The sequence below is a fragment of the Labrenzia sp. 011 genome (assembly GCF_003075075.1).
In the GTDB taxonomy this organism is placed as follows: Bacteria; Pseudomonadota; Alphaproteobacteria; order Rhizobiales; family Stappiaceae; genus Roseibium.
In genome coordinates this window covers 44,963-61,328 of the sequence record NZ_QCYM01000007.1, presented here as the reverse complement: position 1 = coordinate 61,328, position 16,366 = coordinate 44,963, and the positions used below count along the sequence as shown (strand labels likewise).

Here is a 16,366-nt window from a genome sequence, read left to right as displayed (position 1 = left end):
CCGTCAATTGAACGGTTCAGGTCAGACCGTTCCGCCCAGGGAGCCTTCGAGCTGGGCGAGATCCTGGCCGCCGGCCATCAGGTCCTGCAATTCCTCGGCCTTGATGTCGCCCCGCTTCGCCGTGCCAAGGGTCTTGCCGCGGTTCAGCACCGTGAACCGGTCGCCGACAGCCATGGCATGACGCACATTGTGGGTGATGAAGACAACACCGATCCCGTTCTTGCGGACCTTGTCGATGGTGGCCAGCACGTTCGATGTCTGGCGGACACCGAGCGCGGAGGTGGGCTCGTCGAGGATCAGCACCTTGGCGCCGAAGAAGACCGCGCGGGAGATGGCCACCGTCTGACGTTCGCCGCCCGACAGGGTGCCGACGGCCTGGTCGGGCGAGCGCAGACGGATACCCATCTTGGCCATTTCGGTCAAGGTAACTTCATTGGCCTTTGCAAAGTCGAAGAACTTGAACGGACCGACGCGCTTTTGCGGTTCGCGACCCATCCAGAAATTCCGGGTCACCGACATGAGGGGGATCATGGCGAGGTCCTGATAGACGGTTGCGATCCCGGCCTGCATGGCATCGCGGGGACTGTCGAAATCGACTTCCCGACCCTCGACAAGTATCTTGCCCCTGGTCGGCTTGTGGACGCCGGACATGGTCTTGATAAAGGTGGACTTGCCCGCGCCGTTGTCGCCCAGAAGGCAATGGCATTCACCGGCATTGACGGAGACGGAAACCCCGTTGAGGGCGATGACCGGGCCGAAATGCTTCTCGATGTCGACGAGTTCGATCAATGGAGCGGACATGTCAGCGTTCCCCCGTGATCATGCGGCGAATGAAGGTGTTGAGGATCACGGCGAGCAGCAGGATCACGCCGAGGAAGACCCTGAAGAGTGAACTTTCGACACCGGCGAAGAACAGGCCCTGCTGGACCACGCCGAAGATCAGCGCGCCCAGGGCCGCGCCGACCACCGAGCCGTAGCCGCCCGTGAGCAGCGCGCCGCCGATCACCACGGAAATGATGGCTTCGAATTCCTTCAGAAGACCGCGGTCGGCGGCGGCAGACCCGAACTCCATCACCTGGCAGGTGGCGAAGATCGTGGCGCAGAAGGCGGAGAACATGAACATCAGGATCTTGACCCTGTTCACCGGGACGCCGACATAGCGCGCAGCCTGGGCATCGCCGCCGGATGCGAAAATCCAGTTGCCGAACCGGGTGCGGGTCAAAAGAAAATGGCCGAAGACGATCAGCGCAAGTGCCCAGACCATCAGCATCGGGATGCCTTCGACGACCGGTTGCCCGGCCCGGGGGCCTGCAACGAACTTGCCGACCACACCCATGTCCGCAAGCCAGACGAACAGGCCGGAGAAAACCTTGCCGCCGAACAGCCAGGCGATCGGGTCGCCCTCTGCGGCCTCGCGCACCCCGCCGATGATGGTCTTGCGGGTCGTGGTAATGGAAATGAAGATCGTCAGGCCGCGCAGAATGTACAGGGATGCAAGCGTGACGATGAAGGACGGAAGGCCGGTCCTGATCACCAGATAGCCGTTCAGCGCGCCGATCGTGAGCGTCAGGGCGAAGGCTGTCAGGATGGAAAACCAGGCGGGCAGGCCCCAGTGCACGGTCAGCAGGGCGATGATGATGCCGGAGAATCCGATCATCGAGCCGACGGACAGGTCGAATTCACCTGCGATCATCAGAAGGCATGCGCCGACGGCGATGATGGCGAACTGGGCCGACACCGTGCCCCAGTTGATGATGCCTTCGGGAGCGAACATGCCGCTGTCGCCGGCAATGGCGATGAAGAATACAAAGACGAGAATCGCGCCGCAGATTGCACCGAGCTCGGGACGTATCAGTGCCTTGCGAAAGGCGGACATCTCCCGGATGCGTTCGTCCTGTTCTGGCGTGGCTGCGGTTTGTGTCTCCGCCATGAGGGTCCTCCTGCGTGCCGGAACAGCCGGCCGTCTCCTTAGCGAAATGTGTCGGGCCGCAGCCTGTTCCGCTTCCATGCGGTCCGGCCGCACAACCTTGTTCCGTAGAGTGTTTTTCAGAAAGCGGTGGCAGCGGACCGCGACCCGTACTGGCCGTCGACCGGCCCGGATCAAGCTGTTCCGGGCCGGCTGCAGGACCGGCTAGCGATATTCACCGGCGTATTTTTCCACCAGGGCGATGTTGTTCTTGGTAACGAACCCCGGGCCGGAATTGATGGAATTGCCCGGAACGACGCCATAGCGCGCCAGGTTGGTCAGAATCACCACCGGCAGGTAACCCTGAAGATAAGGCTGCTGGTCGATGGCAAAGGCGATCACGCCGGACTTGATGCCTTCGGCGATTTCACCGGACAGGTCGAAGGTGCCGAAATGGATGGTTCCGGACTTGCCCGACTCTTCCAGGGCAGCGAGGGTCGGATGGGCGGAGGTCGGCCCGAGGGTCAGGATGCCGTTGGTATCCGGATTGGTCTGCAGATAGGCCATGACCTTTGACTTGATTTCCGCCGGATCCTGGCCGCTGTCGATCATCCGGCCGTCAAGCTCGAGACCGAGTGCGTCGGCGTAGCCCTGGCACCGTTCAACGGAGGCCGGGTTGGTGATGTAGTGGTTGACACACAGGAAGTCCGTCACGCCGGCTGCCTTGGCTTTTTCGCCGGCACCCTTGCCCGCGTCGTATTCCGGCTGGCCGACATGCATCAGCGCTCCGAGCTGCTTTGACTGCTCCTCGGTGCCGGAATTGATCGTGATCACCGGGATGCCCTTGGCGACCGCATTTGAGAGGGGGCCGGACAGAACGTCGAAATCGGCGATGGTGGCGATGATGCCGTCCGGATTGGATGCCGAGGCCTGCTCGATGATGCGGGCCATGTCGGCCAGGTCACCTGTCGGCGGATTGCGGTATTCCACTTCCACGTCCATCTGCTCACCGGCGACGGCAATCGCGTTCTTGATGGTGTTCCACCAGCTGTCGCTGTCCGGAGCGTGGCTCACCAGAACGAAGCGCTCGCCCTCGGCCGAGGCCGGAGCAGACAGGCCGGTGAAGGCAACGGCTGCGGCGGCCATCGCGATAAGTGTCTTCTTCATGCGTTCCTCCCAGAACAGGTTCCGCAGGCCAATTTCTCCCGCCCGCGTTTTTCAGAAGTCTGTGGTGGTCACGAGTGCTCGCAACCACTTTGGAATTTAAATTCCATTTTTCTATTTGTGCAACAGATTTTTTCCAAAAAATCAAATCCTGTTGCGCTGGGCCCCCACCGAAACGGCTAGGGCAATGGCCAGCGAAAGGCTTGCGGACAGTGCACGGAAGGCACCCACGTCGAGTTCCGAGACCAGGAGCTGGATGGTCTTGAGGCGGGCGAGCGGGTTTGTCACCACGTCCGTGATGACCACGATTTCCGCACCGACAGCACGGGCCCTGGCGGTCATCTCGAGGGTCAGCTCCGTATAGGGGGCGAATGTAACGGCGATGACCGCATCCTTCGGACGGATCAGGTGTTCCATGTTGATATTGGCGATGCCGGAATGAAGAACGGCTGGAACGTCCATTTTTTCAAAGGCATAGGCCAGGTAGGATGTCACCGGGAAAGCGCGGCGGAAGCCGATCATGTGAATGGTTTCGGCTCGGGCGAGCACATCGACCGCCTGTTGCAGGGCATGCGGGTCGACCGTGGTCATGAGGTTTTCCAGCGACGCCCGGCCGACCTCCACGAATTCGGCCAGGAGGGCGGAAGGAGATTCGGTGCCGTGTTCGCGGAGTTTGGCCAGCCGTGTGGCGTAGTCCGGCCATTTCTGCGAATAGTCGGAGCGAAAGAGCTTCTGCATTTGCGAAAACCCGGAGAAGCCCATCTCCTGGCAAAAACGCATGACTGCCGAGGGCTGGACCTCGGCGCTTTCGGCGAGTTCCGCAACGGTGGATACGGCCACCCGGTCGGGATTGGCCGCGATGAATTCCGCGAATTGTTTCAGTCGCTTGGGAAGCCTGTCCGCCGTGTCTCCGAGATGCCTGAAAAACGAGTCGATGGTCTCGTGAGTGGTGCCGTCAAGGGGTGGGGCAGGGGACGTGCCCGGCTTTGCATCGTTCATTGTCTTCTTCATTTCCAGCTTGACACATTCCGTTTAAGATGATTTTGGAATTTTTATTCTAAAATGGCAAGCGGCTGTCGCAGTCTGCTCAGCGCCGTGCCACTCCGGAGGAAAAGTCATGACGGTAAAAGTTGCGCTGCTGGGCGCCGGACGCATCGGCAAGGTGCATGCCAGGGCGGTTTCCGCCGCGGAGGGAGCGACGCTCGTCGCGGTTGCGGATGCTTTCCCGGAAGCCGCCGAAACCCTCGCTGCGAGCTATGGGGCCAGCGTCCGGACGATCGATGAAATCGCCGCATCCGGGGATGTCGACGCGGTGGTGATCTGCACCCCGACAACGACACATGCGGATCTGATCGAGCAGTTCGCCCGCGCGGGCAAGGCGGTGTTCTGCGAAAAGCCCATCGACCTGTCGCTGGACCGGGTGAAGTCCTGCCTCAAGACGGTCGAGGAACTCGGCGCAACGCTGATGATCGGCTTCAACCGGCGGTTCGACCCGCATTTCAGGGCGGTGCGCGAAGCGATCGACACGGGCCGGATCGGCGATGTGGAGATGGTGCAGATCACCTCCCGCGATCCGGGCGCGCCGCCGACGTCCTACATCGAGACCTCCGGCGGCATTTTCAGGGACATGACCATCCACGATTTCGACATGGCGCGGTTCCTGCTCGGTGAAGAGGTGACGACCGTCTATGCCACCGGTTCGGTCCTGATAGACCCGGAAATCGGCGCGCTGGGCGATTATGACAGCGCCATGGTCGTGATGACCACGGCCTCCGGCAAGCAGTGCTCCATTTCCAACTCGCGCCGCGCCACCTACGGCTATGACCAGCGTATCGAGGTGCACGGTTCCAGGGGCGCTGTAGCTGCCGAAAACATTCGGCCGGTGTCGATCGAGCTGGCCACGCAGGACGGCTATACCCGTCCCCCGCTGCATGATTTCTTCATGACCCGCTACACGGAAGCCTATGCGGCGGAAATTGCCGGTTTTGTCGAAGCCGTCGGCAGCGGCAAGACGCCCTCTCCGAGCGGCGACGACGGTCTGAAGGCGCTGGCGCTGGCGGAGGCTGCGCTGAAGTCGGTGGCCGAGCGGCGCGCCGTCGGCATGGACGAGATCTGAGCAACCGGATCCATCCGGCCCGGTCCCGTGGACGGGCGGCATGCTGTCGTCACGGATGGGACCGGACATGAGGAAACAGATCGACGGGAGGATCGGCAGAATGAAAAGTCTCGGCATCGGATTGATCGGCACGGGCTTCATGGGCAAGTGTCATGCGCTGGCCTATGGGTCGGTGAAGGCCGTCTTCGGCGACGTCCCGCAAACACGGCTGGAGGTGCTGTGTGACGTGCCTGCGGAAAAGGCGGCCGGTCTTGCCGATCAGTTCGGCTTTGCCCGGGCCACCGACGACTGGCGCGATCTGGTCGCCGATCCGAAGGTCGACATCGTCTGCATCACCACGCCGAACAAGGTGCACCGGGAGATGGCCATGGCCGCGCTTCAGGCCGGCAAGCATGTGCATCTTGAAAAGCCCATGGCGCTGACACTGGACGATGCCCGGGCCATGCAGGCCCTTGCTGCCAGGAGTGGCCTGAAAACCATCGTCGGCTACAACTATCTGCACAATCCGGCGATCTCCCATGCCCGCAAGCTGATCGCCGAGGGGGCCATCGGTCGCATCGTGCATTTCCGGGGCATGGTGGACGAGGACTACCAGGCCGATCCGTCGCTTGCCTGGACCTGGCGGGCGACGAAAGCCGGTGCCGGGCTCGGCACGCTCGGGGATCTCGGCTGTCATCTCGTCTCCCTGGCGGCCGGACTGGTCGGGCCGATCGAAAGCCTGATCGCCGAAACCCGGACCGTTCATGCCACTCGCCCGGTGGAGGCTGGCTCGGACGAACACCGTCCGGTCGAGAACGAGGATATCGCGTCGGCGCTGCTGACCTTCGAAAACGGGGTGCACGGGGTCATTTCCACCTCGCGCAGCGCCTGGGGCCGTAAGAGCTATATCGCTTTCGAGGTGCACGGCACGGAAGGCATGATCACCTTCGACCAGGAGCGGATGAACGAATTGCGGCTCTACCAGAACCGCGGACCGGTGGCCGAGCAGGGGTTCAAGACCCTGCTCACGGGGCCGGACCATCCACCATACGGACAGTTCGTGCCCGCGGCGGGGCATCAGCTGGGGTTCAACGATCTGAAGGTGATCGAGGTGCATGAGTTCCTGCGGGCGATTCAGGAAGACCGTCCGGCTGTGCCGTCGTTCTCCGACGCGCTGCATTTCGAAGCGGTCATTCACGCCATCGCCGAGGCCGGTGCGGAGCAGAAAAGGGTTTCCCTGAAATAATCGCCACCTTTCCGCGCCGTGGATTGTCCCCTATATGAGCCTGACAGACAGGCGAGAGCAGGCCGGCCCGCAGCGTGGTTCCAGCCCGCACGCCAGGGCCAGCGGGAAGGAACATTCCATGACGACAGGCGCGGAGACGGCCGACCTTGAGGACATGCTGCAGATCGACATCGTCTCCGATGTGGTCTGTCCCTGGTGCTTCGTCGGTTTCAGGCAACTGGAACAGGCGATCGCGGACACGGGCGTGTCGGCGGCGATCAAGTGGCATCCGTTCGAACTCAATCCGGACATGCCGGCGGAGGGCGAAAACCTGCGCGCGCATATCATGCGCAAATACGGGTCGACCGCCGAGCAGTCCCAGGAGGCACGGGAGCGGCTGACCGCGCTGGGCGCCGGGCTCGGGATCGATTTCAGGTTCACGGACGAGATGCGCATGGTGAACACGTCCAAAGCGCATCAACTGCTTCACTGGGCCGGACCGGAAGGCAAGGAACACCCGCTGAAGATGGCGCTGTTCGAAGCCTATTTCACCGACGGCAAGGACGTGAGCGACACGCAGACCCTGGCGGATATCGCGCAAGCCACCGGTCTCGATCGGGACGAGGCGGTGCGGGTTCTGGAGGACGGCCGCTTCGCCGACCAGGTCCGCGACGAGGAAGGCTTCTGGACCCGGAACGGCATCCAGGGGGTCCCGGCCGTAGTCTTCGACCGACGGCACCTGATCACGGGCGCGCAGGGCGCGGAGAACTACGCCTCCATCATCAGGCAGCTCATGGCCAACGACGCGGAGTGAAGACGCACTCCAGCCCTGTTCTCAGAGCTTCTGGAAAAGCACCCCGGCCGCCTCGATCCGGCCGGCGGGCGTGTCTGCCGGTTCTGCACCGTAATTGGTCCAGATCCTGACCCCGTCCGTGTCCCGGCAGCGCACGCCGCCTTCCAGGTCCATGGTCTCGATGCCGGTCTGCCGGCAAAGATCCGAGTAGAGCCGCTTCAGGGCGACCTCGTCGCACCATCCGCCCACATAGGTCAGATGACCGGAGCGCATGACAGCGGGCTGGCCGTCTTCCAGGTCGAAGACACGCTCGGCGGCGCCTTCCAGTTCTTCGCGGTAGCCGGTGAAACAGCCGCCGCCCTTCAGCGGCATCGGCATGTCGGGACGTACCGTTTCGACGCGTGCGACGGTCACGTCCAGTCCCGGCATGTCCGGGGGAAGTGGCACGGGGATCACCATGTCGGCGTTGCGGGCTGCCGTCCGCGGTCCCAGAACCACTTTCGCATCCGTTTCCGCCAGAGCCTTCTTCAGATCCTGGGGCATGTAGATCAGCCCGGGCGCGGCGACGATCCGGTAGCCGGAGAAGTCGCGCGTCTCGCCGCGCAGGATGTCGACGGACAGGCCAAGCTTGCGCAGGGCCCTGAAGGTGTCGAAGACCAGCTGGAAATAGCTGAGGCCCGCGCCATGCGGCTGGATGGCCCAGGCGAAGTCGGCGTCATAGTCGAAGAGCAGCGCCACTGGGGCGCGGGGGGCCGAGACATCCGGCGCTTGCATCAGTTCGTCGGCGACCTGGCGGGCTTCCAGCAGGGCCGGGGCGTCGGCATTGTCCGGACGCAGCATCCCGGCATGCATCTGTTCCTGGGCAAAGGGGGCCTGCCGCCAGCGGAAGTAGCAGACCGCCTCGGCGCCATGGGCATAGGCCTCCCAGGCCCACAGCCGCATCATACCCGGCAGCGGCGCGGGGTTGTGCGGAGCCCAGTTCACCGGACCGGGCTGCTGTTCCATGACCCACCAGCGCCCCTTGCCGACAGCCCGGTAAAGATCGTGATGGAAGGCCTGGAAGTCCGGGTCGCCCTGGCGGGCGAAGGCGCGCTGATGGGCGGCTCCGGCACCGACGCGGTCTTCCAGGAAGCCGAGCGGGTAGCTGTCCCAGGTGGCGATCTCCAGATCGTCACCGACCTTGAAATGGTCGAAGTCGGTGATCCGGCCCATGTAGTTGTGGCTGATCGGTGCGTCGGAGAAGGCGCGGATGATCTCCACCTGCCGCCGGTTGAAACTGACCACCTGGTCGGAGGAAAAGCGCCGAAAGGCCAGCGTGTGCGACGGGTTGGGTTCCGTCACGGTGAGATTGGGCAGGCCGATCTCGTCGAAAGAGGCATATTCCATCGACCAGAAGACGTTGCCCCAGGCCCGGTTCAGCGCCTCGATGCTGCCGTAACGGGCAGCGAGCCAGAGACGAAAGGCCTTGAGGGCAGCCTGGGAATAGGAAATCACGGTGTCGTGGCAGCCGTATTCGTTGTCGGTCTGCCAGGCGGCGACATGGGGGTTCTTGCCGTAGCGCTCGGCGAGCAGCCGGACGATGCGGTCGCTTTCCCGCCGGAAACCCTCATGGGAAAAACAGTAGTGGCGCCGGGAACCGAAACCGCGCGGTCTGCCTTCGGCATCCACGGCGAACATGTCCGGATGCTTTTCAGCGACCCATCTGGGCGGCGTGGCCGTCGGCGTGCCAAGCACCACCTTCAGTCCGGCCTGCCCCAGAACTTCGATGGCCCGGTCGAGCCAGTCGAACATCAGGCTGCCGGGGGCCGGTTCGAGGCGCGACCACGCGAACTCGCCGATGCGCACCCAGGTGAGGCCGGTCTCCACCATGCGGCGGGCGTCGGCCTCCCACATTTCTTCCGGCCAATGTTCAGGATAATAACACGTGCCCAGAGTACGTTTCATTTGGTCACCTTGGTCGGCCCGCGGTCATGTCAACGCGGGAAGCACTAGAGAATTACGCGGGGTTCCGCCTGGCCGCGAATGCCGGTCGGGCTGGACCAGGTCTTGCCGTCAGGTTCTCCGGACAGGTCGAGCGCCGCAGAGGTCACGAACAGCGTCTGCATGTCCGGACCGCCGAAGGCCGGGCAGGTGGTCTGGCTGGCTGGAAGGCAGACTTCCCCGGCAAAACCGCCGTCCGGCGCATAACGGGCGACGCGGCCCGCGCTCCATTGGGCATTCCACATGAATCCCTGGCTGTCGACAACCGCGCCGTCGGGAAAAAGGCCTTCTTCGGAGAAATCCCTGAACAGCGCCGGTGTGCCCGCTGGCCAACCATCCTCGTCCAGGGCGATCTGCTGCAGCAACTGCCTGTGCGTATCGGCAAAATAGGCGGTCCGGCCGTCGGGGGAGAAGCAGATGGCGTTGGTGATGGTAATGTCGCCGAACAGCTTGCGCAGTTCGCCCTTGTAATAGCGGTAGATCGATCCGGCACCCGGCTCGGCGTTGAAGCCCATTGTGCCGATCCAGAATCCGCCCTGCGGGTCGGCGCGGCCGTCGTTGGACCGGGTCACCGGATTGTCGGCTTCCAGATCGGTGAGCTTGCGCGAGGCGGTCGTTTCCAGGTCGAACAGGAACAGCATGCTGGCGCTGGCGATGAGCAGCTCCGTTTTGCTGACCCAGCCGGCGGCGGAGACATACTCGTCGAACTGCCAGGATTTCGGCGTGCCGTTCTCATTGCTCATCAGCCGCTTGTTGAGAATGTCGAACCAGAAAAGCTGTCCACGTTCCGGGTGCCAGAGCGGGCCTTCGCCGAGTTCGCATCGGCGGTCATCGAAAACATCGATCATGGGGTCACTCACAGGTTGATACCGCCGCGTCATAGGCGGCAACGATGTTTTTCGCGCGCTCGCGAATGTCGGCGACGGTGAAGCCGGGCTTGAAGAGGGCGGTGCCGATGCCGAAACCGGTTACGCCCGCCTTGATCCAGCTGCCGAAATTGTCCGGACCCGCACCGCCGACCGCATAGGTCGCGGTTCCTTTCGGAAGGACCGCAAGCATGGCCTTCAGACCGTCCGGACCGATGAGCGAGGCCGGGAAAAACTTCAGGCCGTCCGCTCCGCTGCGCAGGGCGGTGAAGCACTCGCTCGGCGTCATGACACCGGGAAAGGAGGCCATGCCTTCCGACTTGGTCGCGGCGATTACCTCCGGATTGCAGTCCGGCGAAACGACCAGCGTTCCCCCGGCGGTCTTGACGTCGCGGACCTGCCCGGGCGCCAGCACTGTGCCCGCGCCGATCTCCGCGCGGCCGGAAAACGTGCGGGCCATGGCGGCGATGCTTTTCAGCGGGTCCGGAGAGTTGAGCGGGACTTCTATCCGGGTGATGCCGGCTTCGATCAGGCATTCGGTGACGGGCAGGGCTTCGTCCGGGGTCAGTCCCCGCAAGATCGCAATGAGATGGCGGCTCATGAGGATACCTTTGCATAGGAAGAATGGGCGAGGGTGAGGCCCTGAAGGGTGATCGTGTCCGCATCCAGCAGTCTGGCGCTGTGACCGAGGCTTTCCAGGGCGCTCCGGTAGGTTCGTGCCAGACCGTCGCTGCCGAGGATCGCCACGGGAAGGCTTGCGATGTCCTTGCGTGCGGCGGCCAGTTCGGCGCCGATGAGCAGGCCGGACAGACGCCCGCGGGCCTGCTCGGGACCGAGGCCGGCGATCAGGCCGGCGGCCCGGATGCCGAAGAGGTCCGCTGCGAACCGCACCGGTTCGTCCGCCATGTCCCGGACGGCCTGCGAGAAGGCGTCGGGATCCATTTCCTTTTGCGAGACACCGTGGCGCAGGACCGACTGGCCGGACAGCAGGGCAAAAAGCTCGCCGGTCATGAAGGTCCTGAAGGCGGTTATGCGCCCCCCGTCCAGGAAGACCCATTTGGTGTGGGTTCCCGGAAGGCAGAGCAGGCCGTTGAACCCGGGTTCGGCGGCAAGAAACCCTGCAATCTGGGTCTCTTCTCCGCGCATGACGTCGGCAGGCTGGAGCTGTTTGATGCCTGGCAGGATATGCACGTCGAGCCGGGAGTCCCGGGTGGTGACGGCTGTGGCGTCACCGATGGTGGGCGGATGGCAGGGGGTTGTCAGATACGGGGCTTCGGCCCAGCCCTGACGGGAGCCGGCCATGCCGCACACGATGACGGGAGTCCTGCGGCCTTCGCTCAGGAGGTCGGCGGTCAGCTCCAGAAGGGCGGGTTCGAATTCCCCTGGAGCGAGCTTGCCCATGCCCTTTTCCGAGCTGCGGTGGGCGATAGTCTCTCCGGATTTGCCGAGTGCCCAGATGCGCAGGTTGGTTGTTCCCCAGTCCGCCGCGATCCAGTCTGCCGCAGGGGGCGCGTGTTCCTGGCGTGTCATCCGGTCACCACGACGCCGCCGTCGACCACAAGGGCCTGGCCGGTCATCGCCTTGCTGGCGTCGGAGGCCAGGAACAGCACCGGGTCGACCATGTCTTCGGGCGCGAGCTCCACCTTGAGGCACTGACGGTCGATATGGGCGGCCAGCGCTTCCGGCGTCACCCAGAGATCCTTCTGTTTCTGTGTCAGCACCCAGCCGGGGGCGATGGCGTTGACGCGGATGTTGTCGGGGCCGAATTCCCGCGCCAGGCTCCGGGTCATGCCGTTGATGCCGGAATTGGCGGTCGTGTAGGGCGCGTAACCGGCCGCGCCCATCATGTAGGAAATGGAGGAAAAATTGACGATCGCACCGCCGCCGGCCGCACGCATTCCGGCGATCACCTGCTGGCAGGCGAAGAAATAGGACTTCAGATTGATGGCCTGGGACCAGTCCCAGAAGGCCTCGTCGACTTCCTCGGTCTTCTTGCGCTGGTCGTTGGCGGCGTTGTTGACCAGCACGGAAATGGGACCGTGGGCTTCGGCGGCTTCGCTCATGGCGGCTTTCAGCCGGGCAATGTCGGTGATGTCGCAGGGCAGATAGAGGGGACGCTGCCCGTGCTTTTCCTGCATTTCGTCACAAAAGGCGGCCGCATCCGACCGCTGGACGAAGGCGACCCTGGCCCCCTGTGCCAGAAATCCGTCGGTCAGTGCCGCTCCGATGCCGGATCCTCCGCCGGTGATGAAAACCGATGCATTCTTGAGATCCGGGAAGTTGGCGTGCATTTCAGTTTCCTTCATTCGTTCGTGCGGGCGGTCAGGACCGAAAGGGAGGTGGCGGCCTGCGACGGCTCACAGCCGCCGGCCTTCCAGCACCCATATGGTCTGGGGGAACCGCCAGGGTAGATTGAGACCCCGGGACATCAGATAACGTCCGCTGACGTCAAGGTCCCTGTCCTTCAGGAGCGGAGCGCCGCGGGACAGGCGGGAGACATCGCCCCGGTTGGTCAGGGTTATCCGGTACGTGGCCTCCGGGTCCAGTCCGGTGAGCCGGAGCGGCTGCGGCAGGATCTGGTCGCTGGTGCGGATCTGCGCGGCGAAGACCGCGAAGCGGCCACCGTCCTGCGAGAGCTGCTGTTCGGCGATCACGGCCGGGTCGGCACTGTCCAGGCGCAGGATGTCCGCCCGCATCATCCAGTCGCGGTTGGCTTTCCACCAGACGGTGACCTGACGCAACGTGTCCGCCTCAGCCGGGGTCAGTTCGCGCGGATCCATTTCGAAGCCCATGTGCCGCTGGGCGGCCGTCCAGGCGCGGATGCCGATGTCGAGGATCCGGCCGGACGTGTGGCATTGGCGCGGTCCCACATGGGATCCGGTGACGGACGCGGGCAGAAACAGCGCTGCGTCATGCTGGATCCGCTGGCGCTCCAGCGCGTCGTTGCTGTCGGAGAGCCATACCCGCTGGGTGCGCTCCAGGATGCCGAAATCGATGCGCCCGCCACCGGACGAACAGCTTTCGATCTCGACATCGGGAAAGGCTTCCCGCAGGCGGTCCAGCAGCGCGTAAACGCCTTCGGTCTGGTCGCTGTCGACGACAGGCAGCACCCTGTTGTGGTCCCACTTGATGTAGCCGACGTCATTGTTGGCAAGGACGTTGGCGATGTGGTCGTAGAGATAGTTGCGGACGTCGTCCCGTGACATGTCGAGCACAAGCTGCTGGCGGCCGCGGGTCTGGTCCGCCGGGCCAAGCACCCAGTCGGGATGGGCCCGGTGAAGGTCGCTGTCCTCGTTGATCATCTCCGGCTCGAACCATATGCCGAATTCGAGGCCGAGCGCCCTGACATGCTCGATCAACGGGGTCAGGCCATCGGGGTACTTGCGGCGGTCGATGACCCAGTCGCCGAGCGACGAGGTGTCGTCGTCGCGCCGGCCGAACCAGCCGTCGTCCAGAACGAAGCGCTCCGCCCCCAGGTCCGCCGCCCGGGTGGCGATGGACTTCAGGTCGTCGAGCCTGTGATCGAAATAGACCGCTTCCCAGCAATTGTAGTGCACCGGGCGCGGGGAGCGGGCGCCCTTGACGAGATGGTCGCGCACGTGACGCTGGAAGAGAACCGCCGCTCCGTTGAGGCCGGCGGGGGAATAGGTGGCATAGAGCGGGGCGGTGCGGAAGCTGTGCCCCGGCGCCATAGCGGCGGAGGCATGACCGAACTGGATCTGCCGCCGGCCGTCGGCGAGCTCCTCGGCGACCATCCTGTGTCCGCCGGACCAGCCGTAGTGGAAGGCATAGGCTTCGCCGCAGGTGTTGCCGGTCTCGGCGCCGCAGACGATGAGACCGGGGAAATGGGCGTGGTCCGTGCGGCCGGTGCGGTTGTCGCGCAGGCGGGCGCCGGGTGCGAAGGGCAGGCGGCGGGTCAGGAACTCGGCGCACCAGCGGCCGGAAAACTCGATCATCTCGCCCAGGTGCGCCGGGGCGGGCAGGACCGGCGCGGCCAGCCAGTCCACCTGGATTTCGTCCGCACTGTCGAGGCGCGTCTGCAGCTTCAGCAGCGAGCTATCCGGTGTCAGGGTCAGTTCGAACCCCAGGCGCAGACCGAGGCTGCTGTCGGTGAAGACGAGCGTGAGACCGTGTTCAGAGGCGGTCTCGCTCTCGAAGCGGAAGGACGGGGCAAGAGGCCGTCCGGATGCATCGCGCGCGGTCAGGCCGGTCTGGCCGGGAAAGGTCAGGGACGCTTCGGGGTTGAGGCTGACGGGGGCGTTCGCGTCGATCATGCCGCCGGTGACGTCCGTGACCGAGGCCGCCGCGAGCGTGTTCAGATCCTCGCTGTCCGGCAGCGACGGCCCCCAGTAGACGACTTCCGGCAGGCGGTCCGCAAAACTTGCCAGAACCAGGCTCTGGCGGGCGTCGCCCAGATGCCAGGTCCTAGCCCGCATTTCCCGCACTCCCTGTATCCGGCGATTTGTCCCGGCGAAATGAATGCATGCACATCACTTGACGGCTCCGAGGGTCAGGCCGGCGATGAAGTGGCGCTGCATCAGGAAGAACATGGCGACCGGCGGCAGGGCGGCGACGATGGAACCGGCGCTCATCAGGTGATAGGCGGCGCGGTACTGGGCGTTGAAGGAGGTGATGCCCGCTGTCACCGGCTGGCTTTCGACCCCCTGTGTCAGCACCACGGCCCAGAAATAGTCGTTCCAGATGAAGGTGAATATCAGCACGGACAGCGCGGCGATGGCCGGTTTCATCAGGGGCAGGACCACATACCAGAAGATCCGCCATTCGGCGATGCCTTCCACCCGGGCGGCCTCGATCAGCTCGAAGGGCAGGGCGCGGATGAAGTTGCGCATGAAGAGCGTGCAGAAGCCGGTCTGGAAGGCGACGTGGAACAGGACCAGGCCGGTGATGGTGTTGTAGAGGCCCATCTGCAGGGTGAGGTCGCGCACGGGCACCATCAGGATCTGGAACGGCACGAAGTTGCCGGCCACGAACATGAAGAAGATCCAGATGTTGGCCTTGAACTTGTAGACGCCGAGGGCGAAGCCGGTCATGCAGGACAGGGTCACCGCGCCGATCACCGTGGGGATGGTGATCTTGAAGGAGTTCAGTAGATACTGCGGCATGTCCGATCCGGTGAACACCAGGGCGTAGTTGGTGAAGCCCTCGAAGGATGACGGCCAGCCCCAGTAGTTGGCATTGGCGAAATCGGAATCCGGCTTGACGGAGAAGATCGCCACGGCGATCAGCGGCAGGAGCCAGAGGATCAGCGCCAGCGGCAGCAGGGTCTGATAGCTGATCTGCCAGGCGCGCGAGGTGCGTTCAATCGGTGTGGGAAACATCTCAGCGCGCCTTTTCTTCCTTGTACATCGACCACAGGAAGTAGGCGATGAAAGCCAGCATGATGAGGAACAGCACCACGGCGATCGCCGCGCCGTAGCCCATGCGGAAGCCGTATTCGGACAGGGCCACCTCGAACATGTAGAAGCTGAGCACCCGGCTGGCGCCGAAGGGTCCGCCGTTGGTCATGACGGAGATCAGGTCGAAGGAACGCAGCGCGCCGATGATGGTGACCACGAAGGCGATGAAGGTGGCGGGACGCAGCTGCGGCACGATGATGTACCAGAGCATGCGCCAGCCCTTGGCGCCGTCGAGGCGTCCGGCTTCGATCTGCTCCGGATCGACCGCATTGAGGCCGGTGAGATAGAGGATCATGCAATAGGCGGTTTGCGGCCACAGGCCGGCGACGATGATGCCGACGGTGACCCAGTTCTCGTCGCCGAGCACATTGACCGGCGGCAGGCCGACGGCGCCCAGCAGCACGTTGAGTATGCCGAAGGTGGGATCGTAGAACCAGGTGAACACGAGGCCGACGACGACCTGGGAAATCACGAAGGGGAAGAAGAACAGCGACTTGTAGAGCCGGATGCCGGTCACGGTCTGGTTCAGGAACAGGGCGATGAAAAGACCTGCCGGAATGGCGGCCAGATAGAGAAGCAGCCAGATGACGTTGTTCTTCAGCGACGTGTAGAACGCGTCGTCCCAATAGAGCTCTTCGTAGTTGTAGAGACCGACAAATTCCGCCTTGCCCAGTCCGTCCCATTCATAAAGCGACAGGTTGAAGGACTGGAAGATCGGAAAGATCACGTAGAACAGGAAAAACAGGATTCCGGGTGCCAGGAACAGCCACGGAGTGAGCCGTTGCTGGTTCTGGTGCCACCAGGAGGTCTGCCGTGAGGCGGCTGCGGAGGCTTGGGCCATGCTGGGACTCTTCGTGAGGGGCCGACGGAGGCTTGGGATGTGAACTCACGAATGAAGACGAAATGCCTTGAGGCGACCT

15 protein-coding genes are annotated in these 16,366 nt (G+C 63.8%); 3 read left to right on the top strand and 12 right to left on the bottom strand.

Annotated elements, in window-relative coordinates; genetic code table 11:
• Positions 1 to 21: 21 nt before the first annotated feature.
• From DCO57_RS09800 to DCO57_RS09785, 4 genes are all read right to left on the bottom strand, one after another.
• Positions 22 to 801: an ATP-binding cassette domain-containing protein gene (locus DCO57_RS09800; RefSeq protein WP_116698712.1), complete on the bottom strand. Its 780-nt coding sequence runs from the start codon at positions 799 to 801 to the stop codon at positions 22 to 24.
• Between the two features lies 1 nt (position 802).
• Complete coding sequence (locus DCO57_RS09795) at positions 803 to 1,930, bottom strand: ABC transporter permease (protein ID WP_116698711.1); 1,128 nt, start codon at positions 1,928 to 1,930, stop codon at positions 803 to 805.
• A 201-nt stretch (positions 1,931 to 2,131) separates the two neighbouring features.
• Positions 2,132 to 3,073: a sugar ABC transporter substrate-binding protein gene (locus DCO57_RS09790; protein ID WP_116698710.1), complete on the bottom strand. Its 942-nt coding sequence runs from the start codon at positions 3,071 to 3,073 to the stop codon at positions 2,132 to 2,134.
• A gap of 141 nt (positions 3,074 to 3,214) precedes the next feature.
• Positions 3,215 to 4,069: a MurR/RpiR family transcriptional regulator gene (locus DCO57_RS09785; protein ID WP_208977880.1), complete on the bottom strand. Its 855-nt coding sequence runs from the start codon at positions 4,067 to 4,069 to the stop codon at positions 3,215 to 3,217.
• Positions 4,070 to 4,187: 118 nt separating this feature from the next.
• Here DCO57_RS09785 and iolG point away from each other — a divergent pair, with 118 nt between their 5' ends.
• From iolG to DCO57_RS09770, 3 genes are all read left to right on the top strand, one after another.
• Positions 4,188 to 5,186, top strand: a complete 999-nt coding sequence (iolG, locus tag DCO57_RS09780; RefSeq protein ID WP_116698709.1) for an inositol 2-dehydrogenase — start codon at positions 4,188 to 4,190, stop codon at positions 5,184 to 5,186.
• A gap of 100 nt (positions 5,187 to 5,286) precedes the next feature.
• Complete coding sequence (locus DCO57_RS09775) at positions 5,287 to 6,411, top strand: Gfo/Idh/MocA family oxidoreductase (RefSeq protein ID WP_116698708.1); 1,125 nt, start codon at positions 5,287 to 5,289, stop codon at positions 6,409 to 6,411.
• Positions 6,412 to 6,529: 118 nt separating this feature from the next.
• A complete protein-coding gene (locus tag DCO57_RS09770) occupies positions 6,530 to 7,204 on the top strand; it encodes a DsbA family oxidoreductase (RefSeq protein ID WP_116698707.1) in 675 nt (224 codons plus the stop codon).
• A 21-nt stretch (positions 7,205 to 7,225) separates the two neighbouring features.
• Here the strand turns inward: DCO57_RS09770 and DCO57_RS09765 are convergent, their stop codons facing one another.
• From DCO57_RS09765 to DCO57_RS09730, 8 genes are all read right to left on the bottom strand, one after another.
• Positions 7,226 to 9,127, bottom strand: coding sequence for a beta-galactosidase (locus DCO57_RS09765; RefSeq protein ID WP_116698706.1), 1,902 nt, complete (start codon positions 9,125 to 9,127; stop codon positions 7,226 to 7,228).
• A 44-nt stretch (positions 9,128 to 9,171) separates the two neighbouring features.
• Positions 9,172 to 10,011 carry an SMP-30/gluconolactonase/LRE family protein gene (locus tag DCO57_RS09760; RefSeq protein ID WP_116698705.1) on the bottom strand — a complete coding sequence of 280 codons (840 nt, stop codon included), beginning with the start codon at positions 10,009 to 10,011 and terminating at the stop codon, positions 9,172 to 9,174.
• Between the two features lie 4 nt (positions 10,012 to 10,015).
• A complete protein-coding gene (locus DCO57_RS09755; RefSeq protein WP_116698704.1) occupies positions 10,016 to 10,630 on the bottom strand; it encodes a 2-dehydro-3-deoxy-6-phosphogalactonate aldolase in 615 nt (204 codons plus the stop codon).
• Entirely contained in the window at positions 10,627 to 11,559 is a 933-nt protein-coding gene (locus DCO57_RS09750) for a 2-dehydro-3-deoxygalactonokinase (RefSeq protein ID WP_116698703.1), read from the bottom strand. Before DCO57_RS09750 ends, DCO57_RS09755 begins: the two co-directional genes overlap by 4 nt.
• Positions 11,556 to 12,320 carry an SDR family oxidoreductase gene (locus DCO57_RS09745; protein WP_116698702.1) on the bottom strand — a complete coding sequence of 255 codons (765 nt, stop codon included), beginning with the start codon at positions 12,318 to 12,320 and terminating at the stop codon, positions 11,556 to 11,558. Before DCO57_RS09745 ends, DCO57_RS09750 begins: the two co-directional genes overlap by 4 nt.
• Positions 12,321 to 12,386: 66 nt before the next feature.
• Positions 12,387 to 14,465 (bottom strand): alpha-galactosidase, encoded by a 2,079-nt coding sequence (locus tag DCO57_RS09740; RefSeq protein ID WP_116698701.1) that lies wholly within the window; start codon positions 14,463 to 14,465, stop codon positions 12,387 to 12,389.
• A 54-nt stretch (positions 14,466 to 14,519) separates the two neighbouring features.
• Entirely contained in the window at positions 14,520 to 15,368 is an 849-nt protein-coding gene (locus tag DCO57_RS09735) for a carbohydrate ABC transporter permease (RefSeq protein ID WP_116698700.1), read from the bottom strand.
• 1 nt (position 15,369) lies between these two features.
• Complete coding sequence (locus DCO57_RS09730; protein ID WP_116698699.1) at positions 15,370 to 16,287, bottom strand: sugar ABC transporter permease; 918 nt, start codon at positions 16,285 to 16,287, stop codon at positions 15,370 to 15,372.
• Positions 16,288 to 16,366 lie beyond the last annotated feature (79 nt).

Excerpts from the sequence above, each read along its gene's own strand:
- DCO57_RS09800 (WP_116698712.1), bottom strand. The coding sequence starts at position 801 with ATGTCCGCTCCATTGATCGAACTCGTCGACATCGAGAAGCATTTCGGC.
- DCO57_RS09795 (WP_116698711.1), bottom strand. The coding sequence starts at position 1,930 with ATGGCGGAGACACAAACCGCAGCCACGCCAGAACAGGACGAACGCATC.
- DCO57_RS09790 (WP_116698710.1), bottom strand. The coding sequence starts at position 3,073 with ATGAAGAAGACACTTATCGCGATGGCCGCCGCAGCCGTTGCCTTCACC.
- DCO57_RS09785 (WP_208977880.1), bottom strand. The coding sequence starts at position 4,069 with ATGAACGATGCAAAGCCGGGCACGTCCCCTGCCCCACCCCTTGACGGC.
- iolG (WP_116698709.1), top strand. The coding sequence starts at position 4,188 with ATGACGGTAAAAGTTGCGCTGCTGGGCGCCGGACGCATCGGCAAGGTG.
- DCO57_RS09775 (WP_116698708.1), top strand. The coding sequence starts at position 5,287 with ATGAAAAGTCTCGGCATCGGATTGATCGGCACGGGCTTCATGGGCAAG.
- DCO57_RS09770 (WP_116698707.1), top strand. The coding sequence starts at position 6,530 with ATGACGACAGGCGCGGAGACGGCCGACCTTGAGGACATGCTGCAGATC.
- DCO57_RS09765 (WP_116698706.1), bottom strand. The coding sequence starts at position 9,127 with ATGAAACGTACTCTGGGCACGTGTTATTATCCTGAACATTGGCCGGAA.
- DCO57_RS09760 (WP_116698705.1), bottom strand. The coding sequence starts at position 10,011 with ATGATCGATGTTTTCGATGACCGCCGATGCGAACTCGGCGAAGGCCCG.
- DCO57_RS09755 (WP_116698704.1), bottom strand. The coding sequence starts at position 10,630 with ATGAGCCGCCATCTCATTGCGATCTTGCGGGGACTGACCCCGGACGAA.
- DCO57_RS09750 (WP_116698703.1), bottom strand. The coding sequence starts at position 11,559 with ATGACACGCCAGGAACACGCGCCCCCTGCGGCAGACTGGATCGCGGCG.
- DCO57_RS09745 (WP_116698702.1), bottom strand. The coding sequence starts at position 12,320 with ATGCACGCCAACTTCCCGGATCTCAAGAATGCATCGGTTTTCATCACC.
- DCO57_RS09740 (WP_116698701.1), bottom strand. The coding sequence starts at position 14,465 with ATGCGGGCTAGGACCTGGCATCTGGGCGACGCCCGCCAGAGCCTGGTT.
- DCO57_RS09735 (WP_116698700.1), bottom strand. The coding sequence starts at position 15,368 with ATGTTTCCCACACCGATTGAACGCACCTCGCGCGCCTGGCAGATCAGC.
- DCO57_RS09730 (WP_116698699.1), bottom strand. The coding sequence starts at position 16,287 with ATGGCCCAAGCCTCCGCAGCCGCCTCACGGCAGACCTCCTGGTGGCAC.